The sequence below is a fragment of the Rhizobium sp. WYCCWR 11128 genome (assembly GCF_013416305.1).
In the GTDB taxonomy this organism is placed as follows: Bacteria; Pseudomonadota; Alphaproteobacteria; order Rhizobiales; family Rhizobiaceae; genus Rhizobium; species Rhizobium indicum.
Genome location: NZ_JACCEZ010000011.1, coordinates 119,205 through 135,483, shown reverse-complemented (window position 1 = coordinate 135,483; position 16,279 = coordinate 119,205). Strand labels below are relative to the sequence as shown.

Below are 16,279 nucleotides of genomic sequence, written 5' to 3'. Positions count from 1 at the left end.
TGCCTCATCCTCGCTGCGCGAGCGGCAGAACGAAGCGAAACACAGCGCCACCATCAGCGCGATTGTCGGCCCATATCTTGCCGCCGTAGGTTTCGATTATTGTGCGCGCGATGGAGAGGCCAAGTCCAGTGCCAGTCGCCTTGGTGGTGTAGAACGCGTCGAAAACCCTGGCGAGCTGTCCGCTTGGGATGCCGCGTCCAGTATCCGAAATTGATAACTCGACTTCGGATCCCTCTGTGAGAGTTGTCTGAAACACCAGCCGTCTCTCGGTCGACACCGCGTCGAGCATCGCATCCATCGCATTGGTCGCGAGGTTCAATATAACTTGCTGAACATGAACCTGGTCTGCCCGCACCGGAAGTTGCGCTACCGGTTGGCTGAAACTGATTGTTATGTTCCTTCGACCCGCCTCAGCGTGGAGAATTTGGATCGAGCTCTTGATCACGTCCTTCAGGTCGAATTCTTGCCAGTCGATTTCGCTCCGCTTCTTGAGCAGTCCTCTTAGCCGCACGATGATATCCTCGGCACGCTGATCATCGTCGCGGATGTCACAGAGTATTTGTTGGATCAGTTTGAGGTCGGGCGTTTTGCCGCGGATCATGACTTCGGCAGCTTCGGCGTTGGCTCGGATCGCGCCAAGCGGTTGGTTGAGCTCATGGGCGATCGAGGCCGACAGCGCCCCTGCGGTGGCCGACTGGTTAAGGTGCACCACCTCAAGAAGACGACGGCGCGCCTCCTGCTCCGCGCCGTGGCGGCGCCGGCGCTCGACCAGCAATCCCCCAATGACCAAGCCTTGAAGCGCGAGAACGACAAGGATGGCAATGATCAGCCTCTGGTGCTCCTCCCATAGGGTCTTTTCCTTGAAGCTTTGAACTGTTCCCGGAGGGAGCCTGCTCTCCGACAAGTCCCAGTGCTTCAGTTGTCTCGCATCGGCGACGTAGGTCTGCGGCACGTCGACATTGGCGATCACCTTTCCGCCAATCGCATCCGCAGTGAGGTCGGCTACAGCCAGTCCCGCCGATTCAAAGGTGACGGTGTTGCCACCGACAATGCCATGACCGACATAGGTGGAGAAGGGACCATAAATCGGTGCGCTGGCTGTGGCCGCTATCCGTTCGAGCGCGTCCCTCGGGATAAGGTCACGCCCGGTGCTATCCTTCGAAACGGTCAGGAACAAAACGATGCTTTCGGACGGGAGGCGGGCGACGCGCTCGACAAACTCATCAATCGTCAAATCCGTCAAGTAAGTTGTTTCATAGCTCTTGACGAGAAGCGCCAGCTCCTTGCGCGCTAGTGCAAGCCACGAACGGTCGAACTCCGACGAACCGCCGACAATGAAAAGATGGCGTGCGCTCGGCTGGAGGCTGCGAGCCATTTGGAGAGTTTTCGCGATGTCGAACTCGGTAAACGCACCTACCACATCGCTCGGCAGCTTCATTCTGGCGGCAGTGTCGCTACCAAAGCCGGAGAACACTATCCTAGCATTTGGGGCGATTGTACTGCGGTGCGCGACGATGAAGTTGGCCGCCGGCTCTGCGATGGCGATGACAACATCCGGGCGATAATCGACGTATTTCGCGGCGAGATAGCGCGCCATGCGATCTATGTGAATTTTGTCGCTGAATCTGGTAAGGTCGAGAAACTCGGAGAATAGGTCAATCTTGCCAGTGGTTACCTCCAGCAGTCGATTTCTCGCCGATTCACCGACAATCACTGGTGCGGGGGTTCTTTCATCCAGCGGGTAAAGGATGAGCACGCGCGGAACCCGCTCCACAATCGCCGCCGAGGCGACATTCGCGGCCAAAACCATCGCGAGCAACAGAAGGCAAGGAAATCCGGATGGAATTCCAACGGTCTGGCCGGACCGAACTTTAGGAGCAGGAACCATACTGAACTCCTCCTCATCACCATCCAAAAAGCCGAAATACACTAACAGGTTAATCAGGCAGCGTCACCGTGGGCAACTCTGGAAGGAGTACCATCTGGAGGTGGCGGCGGCTCGCTTAGCGTGCCAGGCGGGACCGGGGTTTCCTGAGCATGGCGTGCCCTCTTGGGTCGGGGTGTTGACTGCGCTGAAGCCTTGAGTTTCAGTCGCTTATGCGACGATTTCAGCCGGAGGTTCGTTCCGAGCAGCTGGCTGTTTCATGCACGCTGTCGTTGCCGCACTTTTTCTTGATATTCGTCAATGCCGGGATGGTCGACACCGGTATGATCGGTGCTATCATTCACATTCGAGGATATGGATTTCAATGTATCGGACGATCATCTGCGGCATCGGTATGGGTTCCCGCAAAACGGCCAGCCGCCTTCTGCGCCGGGCTGCTGCGCTGGTGGATGAAGGCGGAAGCATCGTCGTCATGCACGTCATCGAGAATATCCCCCGCCATCACCTGACGGAGCTTCCCGAGGAATTCGAAACGACCGCCATCGTCGACGCCGAAAAGAAACTAGCATCGCTCTGCAAGGAGCTGGGAATTCCGGCGATGATCGAGGTTCGCATCGGTGTTGCCGCCTCCCTGCTCGTCTCCAGCGCAAGGGAGAAATCGGCCGATCTTATCCTGGTTTCATCCCATGTGACCGATATCACCGACTACGTCTTCTCCTCGATCGTCGACAAGGTCGTGCGCCATGCCGGGTGCTCGGTTCTTATCGATCGACGCCCCGATCACGCGCAGGAAGGCTCGGCGTCCCCGGCGGAAGACGCGGCGTTGTTCTAAGCTCCACAGAGCCTGCGTGACAGCGGGCGCTTTGTCGGATTGACGTCGATCAGAGCGGACGGCCTCCCCTCCCCGGCGGCGGCCCGACAACCTATATCATTGCCAAGCCAACCAGCAGTATTCGCTGCCCGACCGGAGATATGTATGAGCCAGGATCCCTACGAGCTTCTGGGCGTGAAACGCGATGCGACGCAAAAGGATATTCAAAGCGCGTTCCGCAAGCTCGCCAAGAAACTTCACCCCGACCTTAACCCCGGCGACAAAAAGGCTGAGGAACGGTTCAAGCAAATTTCAACGGCCTACGAGATATTGAGTGACGAGCAAAAACGCGGACGCTTCGACCGCGGCGAGATCGATATAACCGGCGCCGAGCGGGCGCAGCGCAATTATTACCGCGACTACGCGTCGAAGAGCGGGCCTGGCGATCCCTACCACAACAGCGCCGGCTTTGCCGATTTCAGCGATGCCGACGATATCTTCGCCAGCTTCTTTTCACGTCGTGCCGGCGGCGGCCAGACCCGTGGTCGTGGCCGTGACCGCCAATTTTCCATGGAGGTCGACTTTCTCGAGGCCGTCAACGGCACCAGGACGGAGGTCAAGATGCCGAATGGTCCGGCGCTCGACGTACAGATCCCGCCGGGGACGCGCGACGGCCAGACCTTGCGGCTGCGCGGCAAGGGCGAGCCGGGCATCGGCGGTGGGCCGGTGGGCGATGCCCTGATCGAAATCCGTGTTCGCCCGCACCGCTTCTTTACGCGAGACGGCGACGATATCCGCCTGGAACTGCCGATCTCGCTCAGTGAGGCCGTGCTTGGTGGCAAGGTTCGCGTGCCGACGCCGTCGGGACCGGTCAATCTGACGCTGCCGCCTCATTCGAACACGGGCAAGGTCCTGCGTCTCAAGAGCAAAGGTGTCGTAAAACGCGGCGGCGGACACGGCGACGTCTACATCTCGCTGAAGATTGTGCTGCCCGACGCCCCGGATGAGCGGCTGACGGCCTTGATGAAGGAATGGGCGACAGCAAACTCCTACGATCCGAGAGAGAACATGGAGGCTTGATCATGAATGATCTCGAATTCCGTCTTTACTTGAAAATCGACATCGTCCAGCTCGATCTCTGGATCGAACAGGGTTGGCTGATCCCGGAGATCTCAGGCGGCCAAAGGCAATTTCGTGACGCCGACGTCGCACGCGCCCGGCTGATCCTGGACCTCATGGCAAACATGGGCGTCAACGAAGCCGGCGTCGATATCGTCATGGAGCTGGTCGACGAGTTGCACGGCCTGCGGGGAACCATGGGCAAGCTGATGACCGCCATCGGCAAGCAGGAGCGAGACGTTCAGCGCCGGCTGTTCGAGAGCCTCGAGGAGATCGACCGGTTTTAGCCAGAACCAGCTTCTACGTGGTGAACCAATAGCGGACGATGTGGAAGAACAGCGGTGCGGCGAAGGTGATGGAGTCCAGGCGGTCAAGCACGCCACCATGGCCCTCGATCACATAGCCCCAGTCCTTGGCATTGAGATCGCGTTTGATGGCCGAGAGCACGAAGCCGCCGAAGAAGCCGGCGACGACGATGACCGTGCTGATAGCAGCGGCCTGCAGCGGCGAGAACGGCGTCAGGCGATAAAGCAGCGTTCCCACGAGGATGGCCGATGCGCCGCCTCCGACCAGCCCTTCGATCGTCTTCGACGGGCTGATATTCGGCGAGAAGCGGTGCTTTCCGAGGAGTTTGCCCCAGACATACTGGAAGACGTCGCTAAGCTGCACGACCACGACCAGATAGACGAGAAGAAGTGCCGACGGCGTGCCGGTCTCCAGCATAAGGAGTGCGGGAGCGTGGCTGATCGAATAGACCGTCAGCATCAATCCCCATTGCACCCTGGCGCTGCGGGCGAGGAATTCGTTGACGTCACCCGTCAAGGTCGCCACCGCCGGCAGGATCAGGAAGGCATAGACCGGGATGAAGATCGCAAACAGGCCGTACCACTCCGTTCCGAGCAGCACGTAATGCAGCGGCAGCACAACGAAGAAGGACAGGAAAAGCGCCAGATGATCGCCGCGCCGCGATGGTGTCAGCGTCCAGAATTCGCGAAGCGCCATAAAGGATAGGAATCCGAACAGGATGACGGTCGCCGTATCGCCGAGCAGGATCGCACCGCCGAACACCGCGACCATGATCCACCAGGAGCGGATCCGGGCGTTGAGATTTTGGACGGTGGCGACGGAGCCGGGCTCGGTCGCGCGCCGCTGCAGGATGAAACCGATGGCGGAGGCGACGGCAAGCAGGCCGAGGATAGCGGCCAGCACGAGAGAGAACATACTGGTCATGCCGTGTGCCCCCCATCCGCGAGCTCGATGACAGCGGCACGGGCGCGCGCCAGGAATTCGGTCTTTTCTTCGCCTGGTTCGACGCGGAGCGGCTTGCCGAAGCGCGCCGTGCAGGTGATCGGGACGATCAGCATGCTTCCCTTCGGCAGGATGCGCTGCAGGTTGTCGAGATGGATCGGCACCAGATCGACATCCGGAAAACGGCAGGCGAGGCGATAGATGCCGCTGCGGAACGGGGCGATTTCATCGGTGGCGCTTCTCGTCCCCTCAGGAAAAATCAGGATCGAGCGGCCTTCCTCGAGCAGGCGCTCGAGAGGCTCCAGCGGGTTGCTGTCCGGCGGAGGCTTGCGGTCTATCAGGACGGCGCGCAGGCATTTTTCCGCGATGAAGCGGCGAAAAGCGCTCGTTCCCCAATAGTCGCGCGCCGCAATCGGGTGGGTCAGCCGGCGCACCGGCCACGGCAGGGCGGCCATGACGGCGACGGTATCGACATGGCTGTTGTGATTGGCGAAATAGATGCGGCGGCGGGGATCGGGCGCGCAGCCCCGCCACTCGCTTCGGGCGCCGACCAGGATACGGACGAACAGCACGAGAAGGCGACGGATGAGCGCGATCATAGTCTCTCCAGGGAACGGGCAAGCGTTATCGTGCGTGTGATGCAGGTGACAAGGCTGCCGGCGGCGATGACCGCGCATGCCAGGATCAGCGACCAGTGGCTGCCTGATATCAGCGTCTCGACACTCTGGGCGAGGAGGCCCGCCGTCAGCACCGCCATGCGGCGCTGCTTGGCCATGATACCGCTGAAGTCCTGGGGAAGACCGACCGATCCTCCGAAGACCCTGATATAGGCGGTGAGTGCGGCGAGCAGCGCAGCGAGCCAGCCGAGCCAGCCAAGGCCGCAGGCATAGCCAGCCGCGACGAGAAACAGGCTGTCGGCGACCCGGTCGGGAAATTCATTGTAGAGCGGCCCGCTCTTGGTTTTCTTGCCGCCTTCGATCGCGACCATTCCGTCCAGCAGATTGCAGACGAGCCGCAGTTGCACCGAGATCGCGGCGCAAACCATGGCAATCGGATGTGTTGTGAAAACGACGAGGGCTGCGCCTATACCCGCGAATACGACCGATAAAAGCGAAATGCCGTTCGGTGTCGCGCCGCTCCGCGCCAGCCACGCGCTGAGGCCGATGGCCCAGGACGACGACCGGCTCGCGATCGGTCGCCGCGAGGCGCCCTCTTCTTCCCCCATTTCATGTCCCCCAACCCCGATGATCCTTGCATATCCTGCCGACGTCGTCACGCCAAGATGTAACACCTTGTAAATCCAGCCCATCGCCTCCGCGCCTCGGCGAGCCAGCAGCGAGCATGGGTCGAACAGCCTGATTTTTAAGCCTGTTTGCTGCTTGACACATTTTTGGGCGCTACTATGATTTTTGAACCAAATGGTAAAAAAGGGGAACAATCAATGACCAAAGATATCCTGATTTCACGCCGGGCAGTGATCGCGTCCGGCATTGCGCTTGGGGTCAGTGGCTTTGCCCCGCTGGCAAGGGCGGCTGCGCCGCTGAAGGTTGCCGGCATTCATGCCTCGCCGGTCGAAAATGCCTGGAACTCCTGTCTGCACAAGGCCCTGCAGGACGCGGCCAAGGAAGGCGTCATCGAATATGTCTTCTCCGAAGGAGTCTCCGGCACCGATTATCCGCGCGCCATGCGCGAATATGCCGAACAGGGCAACAAGCTGATCATCGGCGAGGCCTATGCGGTGGAGAAAGAGGCCCGGCAGGTCGCGGCCGACTATCCCGACACCGCTTTCGTTCTGGGTTCGAGCGGCGAGCAGGCCGGCGACAATTTCGGCGTCTTCGGCACCTGGAACCATGACGGCGCCTATCTCGCCGGCATGCTGGCGGGCAAGATGACCAAGTCGAATGTCGTCGGTTCGGTCGGCGCCATTCCGATCCCTGAGGTCAACATGCTGATCAATGCGTTCGCGGCGGGCGTCAAGGCGGTCAACCCGGACGCAAAACACCTCGTCTCGTTCATCGGCACCTTCTTCGATCCGCCGAAGGCCCGTGAAGCCGGCCTTGCCCAGATCGACGCCGGCGCCGACATCCTGTTCGGCGAGCGTATCGGCACGGCCGATGCCGCCAAGGAGCGCGGTATCAAGTCGGTCGGCTCGCTGATCGACTACACGCCGCGTTATCCCGATACGGTGTTTGCCAACGCCATGTGGTATTTCCGTCCAATCCTCGACGCTGCGATCGCCGATGTCGCTGCCGGAAAGCCGGTCGGCAGGAACTACACGTCCTACGGCCTGATGAAGGAAGGCGGCAGCGATATCGTCTTCGTGAAGGGTGTGGCGCCCGCCGAGGCGGAGGCTGCGATGGAAGCCAAGCGGGCGGAGATCAAGGCCGGCAGCTTCGAAGTTCCGAAGATGATGGACGAGCCGAAGTAATCCGGCTCATGCAAGGTGATGCGACGGATCTGGCGGCAGCGATCAGGCATGGCAGCTTGAGCGCTGCGGAGGCGATGCAGGCTTCCCTCGAGGCGGCTGCGCGGCAGGAACCGCTTGGCGCCATCGCCTATCTCGATGCAGCGATGGGTCTCGCCTCGGCCAATGCCCGCGATCGGGAACGGCAGAGCGCGCCCGATCGTTTTGTCGCCAGGCCCTTTGCCGGTGTGCCGACCTTGGCGAAGGATCTTGGCGGCCCTTTTGCCGGGTTGCCGGTCACGGCCGGCTCCCGTCTCTTCGAAAGAAAAGGCGGCGAAGCGGATTCCGATCTGGCCGCTCGTTTCCGCGACGCCGGCTTCTGTTTCTTCGGCTTGACGACCAGCCCGGAATTCGGCCTGTCGCTCGCCAGCGAACCGGCGATCGGGCCCGTCTGTCGCAACCCACTCGATCCGGCACGAACCGCGGGCGGCTCCTCCGGCGGGGCGGCAGCAGCGGTTGCTGCCGGGATCGTGGCGATTGCGCATGCCACCGATGCCGGCGGCTCGATCCGTGTGCCTGCCGCTTGCTGTGGCCTTGTCGGACTGAAGCCGACGCGCGGCGCCATCCCGGGCGGGCCGTCCTTCGGCAACCACCTCGCCGGCATCGCCAGCGAACTCGCGGTCTGCCGCTCGGTGCGGGATACGGCACTGACTTTCGACAGGCTAAGCGGCAAATCACGAGGACCGTTTCCGGACCCCTTCCCTGTCGATAGCGGCAATGGCCGTTTGCGGATCGGCCTGCTTGCCGATACCGGGCCGGCCTATCCGACGGAAGACAATCGGCTCGCAGCCGTAGAGCATGCGGCCCGCGCGCTCGAAAGCGACGGACATCTCATGGTTCCGCTCACCTGGGCTGACGTCGAATGGAACGTCACCGCGAGCGGCCGCGCCTTCGCCGATATCGTCTCTGTCAATCTCGCAGCACTCATGAAGACGGCGGCGCTTGATGAAAGCAGGGCCGAGCCTCTGACGCAGGCTTTCGCGGCGCGCGGACGAGCGCTGTCGGCCACCATGCTTTGGAACACGCTGAGCGAGGCCGTCCTGGTGAGCGGTAACCTTTGGGCGCTGTTCGACAGGGTCGATTGCATCCTGATGCCGCTGCTGTCTTCCGCGCCTCTTGTGATCGGCTCCTTTCCGTCCGATCATGCCGACACGGATCTGCATCTCGAGCGGATGACGGCATTTGCGCCGCTTGCCTGCCTCGCCAATATTTCGGGTTTTCCTGCTTTGACACTGCCTTTCGGACAGGATGAGCATGCCATGCCGCTGCCGGTGCAGATCATGGCGCCGATGGGTCACGAGCCGCGTCTGCTGTCGCTTGCCGCACGCCTGGAGGCCGAGGGGCGGTGGCAGCACCGTTTTCCCGTCGTAGGACTGCCGTCATGACCGCGCCTGTGCTGGAGATAGCAGGCGTCAGCAAGCGCTTCGGCGACAATCTCGCCAATGACGATATCTCCATGACGCTCGCCAAGGGTGAGGTCGTGGCCCTGCTTGGCGAGAACGGCGCCGGCAAGACCACGCTGATGAGCATCCTTTTCGGCCATTACATGCCGGATGCCGGTCGCATTCTGATCGAGGGTGCGGAGGTGCCGCAGGGCAAGCCACGTGCAGCGATCCGCGCCGGCGTTGGCATGGTGCATCAGCATTTCTCCCTCGCGCCCAATCTGACCGTTCTCGAAAATGTCATGACCGGCACCGAAAAACTGTGGTCCTGGCGCTCGGGAACGTCAGCGGCACGCAAGAAGCTGCTCACAATTTCCGAACGTTTCGGCCTCAAGGTCGATCCCGATGCCCGTCTTGGCGACCTGTCGGTCGGCGAGCAGCAGCGGGTCGAGATCCTCAAGGCGCTCTATAACGATGCCCGCATCCTGATCCTCGACGAGCCGACGGCGGTGCTGACCAATATCGAGGCCGAACGGCTGTTCACGACGCTGAGGGAAATGGCCCGCCAGGGCCTGTCGCTGATCTTCATCTCCCACAAGCTCGACGAGGTCATGGCCGCGGCCGACCGCATCGTGGTCTTACGCGGTGGCAAGATGGTCGCCGAACGCAGGGCGTCGGAAACCAGCAAGGCGGAACTCGCCGAACTGATGGTCGGACGCCGTGTGACGCGGCCCGTGCGCGAGCCGTCGACACCCGGCGCCGTTGCCCTTGAAGCGGCCGATGTGACGGTGCGCACCGGCGGCATCGATCGGCTGAAGTCGATCAGCTTCCGGCTGCATCAAGGAGAGATCCTCGGCATCATCGGCGTTTCCGGCAATGGCCAGGCGACATTGGCGCATCTTCTCTCCGGTATGCTGGCGCGCAGCGCCGGCGACCTGCTGCTGTTCGGAGAAGCCGTCGGCAATCTCGGCGTCGCCGATGTCGTCGAAGCCGGCATCGGCCGCATTCCCGAGGATCGCAACGAAGAAGGCGTGATCGGCGAAATGGCGATCTGGGAAAACGTCGTGCTGGAGCGCATCGCTTCACCAGCCTTTTCGCGCCGCGGTCTCGTCAACCGCAAGGCGGGCATGGCCTTTGCCAGGGAAATCATCGACGGGTTCGATGTTCGCGGTGGCGGCCCTGCCATTCGTACCCGGCTGCTCTCCGGCGGCAATATGCAGAAGCTCATTCTCGGCCGCAACCTGCATCGGCGACCGCGCATCCTGATCGCCGCGCAGCCCGCGCGCGGACTCGACGAAGGGGCCGTGGCGGCCGTGCACGCGCGCCTGCTCGAAGCTCGTCGGCAGGGTACTGCCGTGCTGTTGATCTCGGAAGACCTCGACGAGGTGATCGCACTTGCCGATCGCATACAGGCGATCGTCGGCGGCCGCCTGTCTCCGCCCGTCGCGGCCGAAAGCGCCGATGCCCGCAGGCTGGGGCTGATGATGGCCGGCGAATGGCAGGAAACCCCAGAGGCCGGCCATGCGATTTGAGCGCCGCGAACATCGTCCGCTTTACCTGCTGATCGTTACCCCTGTGATCGCAGTGATAGCAGCGCTCGCGCTGGCCGGCATCCTGATATCAATTGCCGGCGCGCCGGTGCTCGATGCCTATTGGCGCATCCTGACTGGTGCCTTTGGCTCGCGGCTGTCGGCCACCGAAACGCTGACGCGGGCAACGCCGCTGATGCTGACGGGACTTGCCGCCGCCGTCGCCTTCCGGGCGCGGCTCTGGAATATCGGCGCCGAAGGCCAGTTCTATCTCGGCGCCATCGCCGTTGCGGCGGCGAGTTCGAAACTGCTGGGTAATCTTCCCGCGCCCATTCTCATCCCGCTCCTGCTGCTGGTCGGCGCTATTGCCGGCATGGTGCTGATCCTGATCCCGCTCTGGCTCAGGCTGCGCTTCTCCGTCGATGAGGTCGTGACCAGCCTGCTCTTGAACTTCATCGCCGTGCTCTTCGTCTCGATGCTGATCGACGGCATCCTCAAGGATCCGCTCGCCTTCGGCTGGCCGCAGTCGCAATCCGTCAGCGATCACGCCATGCTGCCGAAGCTGATCGCCCGCTCACGCCTGCATATCGGCTTTGCGATCGCGATCGCCCTGGCCGTCATCGTCCATTTCGTCCAGTCGCGCACCGTGTTCGGCATGCAGTCCCGCGCCGCCGGCCTCAATCCCACTGGTGCGGTCTTCGCCGGCGTCCCGCTCGGCAGAACGCTGGTGAAGGTCGCCTGCCTCTCGGGCGGGCTTGCGGGGCTCGCCGGAGCGATCGAGGTCATGGGTGTCAAGGGTTATGTGACGACCGACCTGTCGCCCGGTTTCGGCTATGCCGGCATCGTCGTTGCCATGCTCGCCAACCTCAATCCGCTCGGCGTCGTCTTCGCCGCCATTTTCACCGCCACCATGTTCGTGGGCGCGGATGGTATGAGCCGGGGCCTCGGCATCCCGACCTATATCGCCGACGTCACGGTGGCGCTGTCGCTGTTGACGATGCTGATCGCGTTATTCTTCACCCAATACAGGATACGGCGATGATGCAACTGTTCGACATCATCACTTCCGCCGGGCTCTGGGCGGCAATCCTGCGGATCGCCACGCCGCTGATTTTCGGCACGCTCGGCGCATTGCTCTGCGAACGGGCCGGCGTGCTCAATCTCGGCATCGAGGGTATCATGACCTTCGGCGCGATGATCGGCTGGCTTTCCGTCTATCACGGCGCCGATCTCTGGACCGGCCTGCTGATCGCCGCCATCGCCGGCGGCGTCTTCGGCCTGCTGCATGCGGGCCTGACGGTGACGCTCGGCCTCTCCCAGCATGTTTCCGGTCTCGGCGTCACGCTGTTTGCCTCCAGCTTCAGCTATTATGTCTTCCGGCTGATCGTGCCGCTCGCCAATACTCCGCCCACCATCGTGCCGTTCCAGCCGATCGCCATCCCGGGTCTCTCGACATTGCCCTTCATCGGGCCAGCCTTCTTCACCCAGACGGCGCCGACCTATCTCGGAATCCTTATCGCCCTGCTGATGGCCTACATCATTTTCCGCACACCCGTCGGGCTTGCGATCCGCATGACCGGCGAAAATCCGCATGCGGCCGAGGCCCAGGGCGTCAATCCGATGAAGGTGCGCTATGGCGCGGTGATTGCCGGAAGCGCGCTGATGGGAATGGGCGGCGCCTTCCTGACATTGTCGGCGTTCAACAGCTTCTTCCCGACCATGGTGCAGGGACGGGGCTGGATCTGCATCGCGCTTGTTGTCTTCGCCTCCTGGCGGCCCGGCCGCGCGCTGTTCGGCGCGCTGCTCTTTGCCTTCTTCGACGCCTTTCAGCTTCGGCTGCAAACCGCACTGAGCGGGCTCGTGCCCTATCAGCTCTTTTTGATGACGCCCTATATCCTTTCCATTGCCGCCCTGGCCGTCATGGCCCGCCGTGCCCGTGTTCCGCAGGCGCTGATGCAGCCCTATCGCCGCGGCGAACGCTGAAACCGCCCACATCCAATGAGGCTCCGATGTTCGATCTGATCGTCAGAAATGCAAATCTCCCCGATGGCCGAAAGGGGATCGATATCGGCATCCAGGGCGGCAAGATCACCGCTGTCGAGCGCAATCTTCAGGCGCAGGCCGGAGAAGAGATCGACGCGGCCGGCCGGCTGGTCAGCCCGCCCTTCGTCGATCCGCATTTCCATATGGACGCCACCCTGTCGCTCGGCCTGCCGCGCATGAACGTATCCGGCACGCTGCTCGAAGGCATCGCGCTCTGGGGAGAGTTGCGCCCGATCGTGACGAAAGAGGAACTGGTCGATCGCGCGCTGCGCTATTGCGATCTGGCGGTCACGCAGGGACTGCTTTTCATTCGCAGCCATGTCGATACCAGCGATCCCAGACTGGTGACCGTCGAGGCGATGATCGAGGTTCGCGAAAAGGTCGCGCCCTATATCGATCTGCAGCTGGTCGCCTTCCCCCAGGATGGTTATTACCGCTCGCCGGGCGCAATCGATGCGCTCAACCGCGCCCTCGATATGGGTGTCGACATCGTCGGCGGCATTCCGCATTTCGAACGGACGATGGGTGAAGGTACGGCGTCGGTCGAAGCGCTCTGCCGCATCGCCGCCGATCGCGGCCTGCCGGTCGATATCCATTGCGACGAAACCGACGATCCACTCTCGCGCCATATCGAAACGCTGGCTGCGGAAACCATCCGCTTCGGCTTGCAGGGGCGCGTCGCCGGCTCGCATCTGACCTCGATGCATTCGATGGACAACTATTATGTCTCCAAACTCATTCCGCTGATGGCGGAGGCCGAGATCAACGTCATCCCCAATCCGCTGATCAACATCATGCTGCAGGGCCGGCACGACACCTATCCGAAACGCCGCGGCATGACCCGCGTGCGCGAATTGATGGATGCCGGGCTCAATGTTTCCTTCGGGCATGACTGCGTCATGGACCCCTGGTATTCGATGGGATCGGGCGACATGCTGGAGGTCGGCCATATGGCAATCCATGTCGCGCAGATGGCCGGCATCGACGACAAGAAGAGGATCTTCGACGCGTTGACCGTCAATTCGGCGAAGACGATGGGACTTGCAGATTACGGCCTGGAAAAGGGATGCAACGCCGACCTCGTCATCCTCCAGGCGAGCGATACGCTAGAAGCACTGCGGCTGAAGCCGAACCGCCTGACGGTCATCCGCCGCGGCAAGATCATCGCCCGCTCGGCCCCGCGCATCGGCGAACTTTTCCTCAACGGGCGCCCGGCACGGATCGACGGCGGCCTGGATTACGTGCCTTGGTATTGAAAGGCGGCGGAAAGAAGAGGGCTGGAAGCCGCGACCTCCTCAATCCGCCTGGCCTGGAACCTATTTCTTCGAGGCCTCGTAGAGCGCCTTTGTTTCCGCGTTCATCGGGTACAGGCCGGGCAGCGATACGCCTTCATCGATCCTGGTCATGATCCAGGCTTCCATGCGCTCCTGTTCCGGCGCTTCTGCGAGCACGGTGTCGAGCAGATCGGCGGGGATCAGCACTGCGCCGTCCTGGTCGACGACGATGATGTCGTCAGGGAAGACCGCAACGCCGCCGCAGCCGATCGGCTGCTGCCAGGCGACGAAGGTGAGGCCGGCGACCGATGGGGGTGCTGCGACGCCGCGGCACCAGACCGGCAGGTTGGTGTCGAGCACGCCGGCAAGGTCGCGTACGACGCCGTCGGTGACGAGGGCTGCAACGCCTCTCTTCTGCATGCGGGCGCAGAGGATATCGCCGAAGATGCCGGCATCGGTAACGCCCATCGCATCGACGACGGCAACACAGCCCACCGGCATCGCCTCGATCGCGGCGCGCGTCGAGATCGGCGAGGCCCAGGATGTCGGCGTCGCCAGATCTTCGCGGGCCGGAACGAAGCGCAGGGTGAAAGCCGGGCCGACGATGCGCGGCTGGCCGGGCTTCAGCGGAACGGCGCCGCGGATCCAGACGTTCCGCAGGCCCTTCTTCAGAAGAACGGTCGTCAGGGTCGCCGTCGAGACGGTCTTGAGGGTTGCTATCGCTTCAGCGCTGAGGGCCATCGGTGTTCGGTTCCAATTCGGTTTCTGTCAGATGCTCTGGATCATGCCGCCATCGACGCGGATCACCGATCCGGTGAGATAGGAGGCCGGCTCGCTAGCCAGGAAGGTGACGACATTGCCATATTCTTCCGGCCGGCCATAGCGACCGAGCGGAATGCTGCCGGTGCTCTCAATGACGACGTCATCGATGGAGCGGTTTTCGCGTTTGGCCTTCTGCTCGTCGAGGAAGGTGATGCGGCCGGTGGCGATCCGGCCCGGCAGGACGATGTTGACGGTGATGCCGTCGCGTCCGACCTCGCGCGCCAGTGTTTTCGACCAGCCGACCAGCGACAGACGCAGCGCGTTGGAGATACCGAGATTGGGGATCGGCGCAACTACGCCCGATGAGGTCGAGGTGACGATGCGTCCCCATTTGCGCGCGCGCATCTGAGGCAGCACACGATCGGTAACGGCGATGACGGAGAGCACCATGCTTTGGAAATACTGGTTCCAAACCGCCGGATCCTGGCCGGAGACAGTGGTCGGCGGTGGGCCACCGGTATTGTTGACGAGGATATCGACCGGTCCGAACTGGCGCTCGATTGCAGCGACATGCGCATCGATCGAACCGAGATCGGAAAGGTCCCATTGCAGCGCCAGCGCCTTGCCGCCTTCGGATTCAACCGCAGCCGCGGTCTTCTCAGCGGCGGCGAGATCGATATCCGCCGCGGCAATTCTGGCGCCTTCGCGCGCAAGCTTGGCGGCAATCGCGCTGCCCAGTCCGCCGCCGGCGCCAAGCACCAGGGCCGTCTTGTCCTTCAGGCCGAAATCCATTTCATCCATCTCCTCATAGGGTCTGGCCATCTTTCGGAGCAATGGATCGTAAATAAAATATGGCTTCTGCTTCGTTCAAGAGATAGAAAAACTATCGATGGACACACGTTTTCTCGAAACCTTCATTGTCGTTGCCGAGCGGCACTCTCTGGCGGAGGCCGCCCAGCGGCTGAACCTCACGCCCGCAGCTGTTGCCCAGCGTATCCGCGCATTGGAGGCCGAGCTCGGGGTGCGGCTGCTGGTGCGCTCCGGCCGCGTGATGCGGCCGACGGAAGCCGGTTTTGCCATTCTCGAACGTTGCCGGGATCTGGTGCGCGATACACGCGACCTGAAGGCGATGGCCGGCACCGCGACGATTTCGGGTGAGATGCGGATCGGGGCGATCAATACGGCGCTGACCGGTCTCGTTCCCGGCATTCTCCACCGCCTTGCGCAGGACTATCCGCTGATCGAAATCTTCCTCAAGCCTGGCGCGTCGATGGACCTCTATGCCGAGGTTCTGAACGGCACGCTGGACGCCGCCTTCATCATCGAGCCGCGATTTCCGATGCAGAAGACGCTGACTTTCAACAAGCTGCGCCAGGAACCCCTGGTGCTGATCGCTCCGCGGGACTGTGAGGGAGCGGATCCGCTCGAACTGTTGACGGCCCTGCCCTTCATTCGCTACGACCGCAACCAGTGGGGTGGTCACATCGCCGATGAATATCTGCTCGAGATCGGCATCCATCCGGTCGAGCGTTATGAGCTTGACGCGCTGGAGGCGATCGCGGTGATGGTAGACCGCGGTCTCGGAATCTCGATCGTGCCGGATTGGGCGCCGCCCTGGCCGGCGGGATTAGATATCGTCAAGCTGCCCCTGCCCCGCTCGTCCGCTATGCGCACCGTCGGCATCGTGGTGACACGATCTTCGCCGAGGACAAACCTCGTCGCCGCGCTTCTGGAAACCAGCCGCGCGGCGATGGGAGCTTGA

At 62.4% G+C, this 16,279-nt stretch carries 16 protein-coding genes; 10 read left to right on the top strand and 6 right to left on the bottom strand.

The window, feature by feature from the left end:
• Nucleotides 1-4: 4 nt before the first annotated feature.
• Nucleotides 5-1,810 (bottom strand): sensor histidine kinase, encoded by a 1,806-nt coding sequence (locus tag HX898_RS27090; protein WP_246413406.1) that lies wholly within the window; start codon nucleotides 1,808-1,810, stop codon nucleotides 5-7.
• Between the two features lie 439 nt (nucleotides 1,811-2,249).
• On the opposite strand from HX898_RS27090, the gene HX898_RS27085 reads away from it, so the two are divergent.
• From HX898_RS27085 to HX898_RS27075, 3 genes are all read left to right on the top strand, one after another.
• Nucleotides 2,250-2,717, top strand: coding sequence for a universal stress protein (locus HX898_RS27085; protein ID WP_180196306.1), 468 nt, complete (start codon nucleotides 2,250-2,252; stop codon nucleotides 2,715-2,717).
• Nucleotides 2,718-2,861: 144 nt separating this feature from the next.
• A complete protein-coding gene (locus HX898_RS27080; protein ID WP_180196305.1) occupies nucleotides 2,862-3,776 on the top strand; it encodes a J domain-containing protein in 915 nt (304 codons plus the stop codon).
• Between the two features lie 2 nt (nucleotides 3,777-3,778).
• A complete protein-coding gene (locus HX898_RS27075; RefSeq protein WP_138334114.1) occupies nucleotides 3,779-4,102 on the top strand; it encodes a chaperone modulator CbpM in 324 nt (107 codons plus the stop codon).
• Between the two features lie 13 nt (nucleotides 4,103-4,115).
• Here HX898_RS27075 and HX898_RS27070 read toward each other — a convergent pair whose 3' ends face one another.
• Genes HX898_RS27070 through HX898_RS27060 form a run of 3 tightly spaced genes read right to left on the bottom strand, consistent with a single transcriptional unit; the run spans nucleotide 4,116 to nucleotide 6,288 of the window.
• Nucleotides 4,116-5,045: a phosphatidate cytidylyltransferase gene (locus HX898_RS27070; protein WP_180196304.1), complete on the bottom strand. Its 930-nt coding sequence runs from the start codon at nucleotides 5,043-5,045 to the stop codon at nucleotides 4,116-4,118.
• Nucleotides 5,042-5,662 (bottom strand): lysophospholipid acyltransferase family protein, encoded by a 621-nt coding sequence (locus HX898_RS27065; protein WP_180196303.1) that lies wholly within the window; start codon nucleotides 5,660-5,662, stop codon nucleotides 5,042-5,044. Before HX898_RS27065 ends, HX898_RS27070 begins: the two co-directional genes overlap by 4 nt.
• Nucleotides 5,659-6,288, bottom strand: a complete 630-nt coding sequence (locus tag HX898_RS27060) for a CDP-alcohol phosphatidyltransferase family protein (protein ID WP_180196302.1) — start codon at nucleotides 6,286-6,288, stop codon at nucleotides 5,659-5,661. Before HX898_RS27060 ends, HX898_RS27065 begins: the two co-directional genes overlap by 4 nt.
• Before the next feature lie 216 nt (nucleotides 6,289-6,504).
• Between HX898_RS27060 and HX898_RS27055 the strand changes: the two genes are divergently transcribed.
• Genes HX898_RS27055 through HX898_RS27030 form a run of 6 tightly spaced genes read left to right on the top strand, consistent with a single transcriptional unit; the run spans nucleotide 6,505 to nucleotide 13,737 of the window.
• Nucleotides 6,505-7,491, top strand: coding sequence for a BMP family protein (locus tag HX898_RS27055; RefSeq protein ID WP_033184007.1), 987 nt, complete (start codon nucleotides 6,505-6,507; stop codon nucleotides 7,489-7,491).
• 8 nt (nucleotides 7,492-7,499) lie between these two features.
• A complete protein-coding gene (locus HX898_RS27050) occupies nucleotides 7,500-8,912 on the top strand; it encodes an amidase (protein WP_180196301.1) in 1,413 nt (470 codons plus the stop codon).
• Nucleotides 8,909-10,441 (top strand): ABC transporter ATP-binding protein, encoded by a 1,533-nt coding sequence (locus tag HX898_RS27045; protein ID WP_180196300.1) that lies wholly within the window; start codon nucleotides 8,909-8,911, stop codon nucleotides 10,439-10,441. The genes HX898_RS27050 and HX898_RS27045 overlap by 4 nt, the downstream gene beginning before the upstream one ends.
• On the top strand, nucleotides 10,431-11,480 hold the full coding sequence (locus tag HX898_RS27040) for an ABC transporter permease (protein ID WP_180196299.1): 1,050 nt from the start codon (nucleotides 10,431-10,433) through the stop codon (nucleotides 11,478-11,480). Before HX898_RS27045 ends, HX898_RS27040 begins: the two co-directional genes overlap by 11 nt.
• Nucleotides 11,477-12,421 (top strand): ABC transporter permease, encoded by a 945-nt coding sequence (locus HX898_RS27035; protein WP_180196298.1) that lies wholly within the window; start codon nucleotides 11,477-11,479, stop codon nucleotides 12,419-12,421. Before HX898_RS27040 ends, HX898_RS27035 begins: the two co-directional genes overlap by 4 nt.
• Before the next feature lie 26 nt (nucleotides 12,422-12,447).
• A complete protein-coding gene (locus HX898_RS27030) occupies nucleotides 12,448-13,737 on the top strand; it encodes an amidohydrolase family protein (protein ID WP_180196297.1) in 1,290 nt (429 codons plus the stop codon).
• Nucleotides 13,738-13,797: 60 nt separating this feature from the next.
• Here the strand turns inward: HX898_RS27030 and HX898_RS27025 are convergent, their stop codons facing one another.
• Together HX898_RS27025 and HX898_RS27020 are read right to left on the bottom strand one after the other, a co-directional pair.
• Nucleotides 13,798-14,496, bottom strand: a complete 699-nt coding sequence (locus HX898_RS27025; RefSeq protein WP_180196296.1) for a ribonuclease activity regulator RraA — start codon at nucleotides 14,494-14,496, stop codon at nucleotides 13,798-13,800.
• A gap of 27 nt (nucleotides 14,497-14,523) precedes the next feature.
• The gene (locus HX898_RS27020; protein WP_180196295.1) at nucleotides 14,524-15,309 is read right to left on the bottom strand and encodes an SDR family oxidoreductase; all 786 of its coding nucleotides are present in this window, start codon (nucleotides 15,307-15,309) and stop codon (nucleotides 14,524-14,526) included.
• Between the two features lie 97 nt (nucleotides 15,310-15,406).
• Here HX898_RS27020 and HX898_RS27015 point away from each other — a divergent pair, with 97 nt between their 5' ends.
• Nucleotides 15,407-16,279, top strand: a complete 873-nt coding sequence (locus tag HX898_RS27015) for a LysR family transcriptional regulator (RefSeq protein ID WP_138389923.1) — start codon at nucleotides 15,407-15,409, stop codon at nucleotides 16,277-16,279.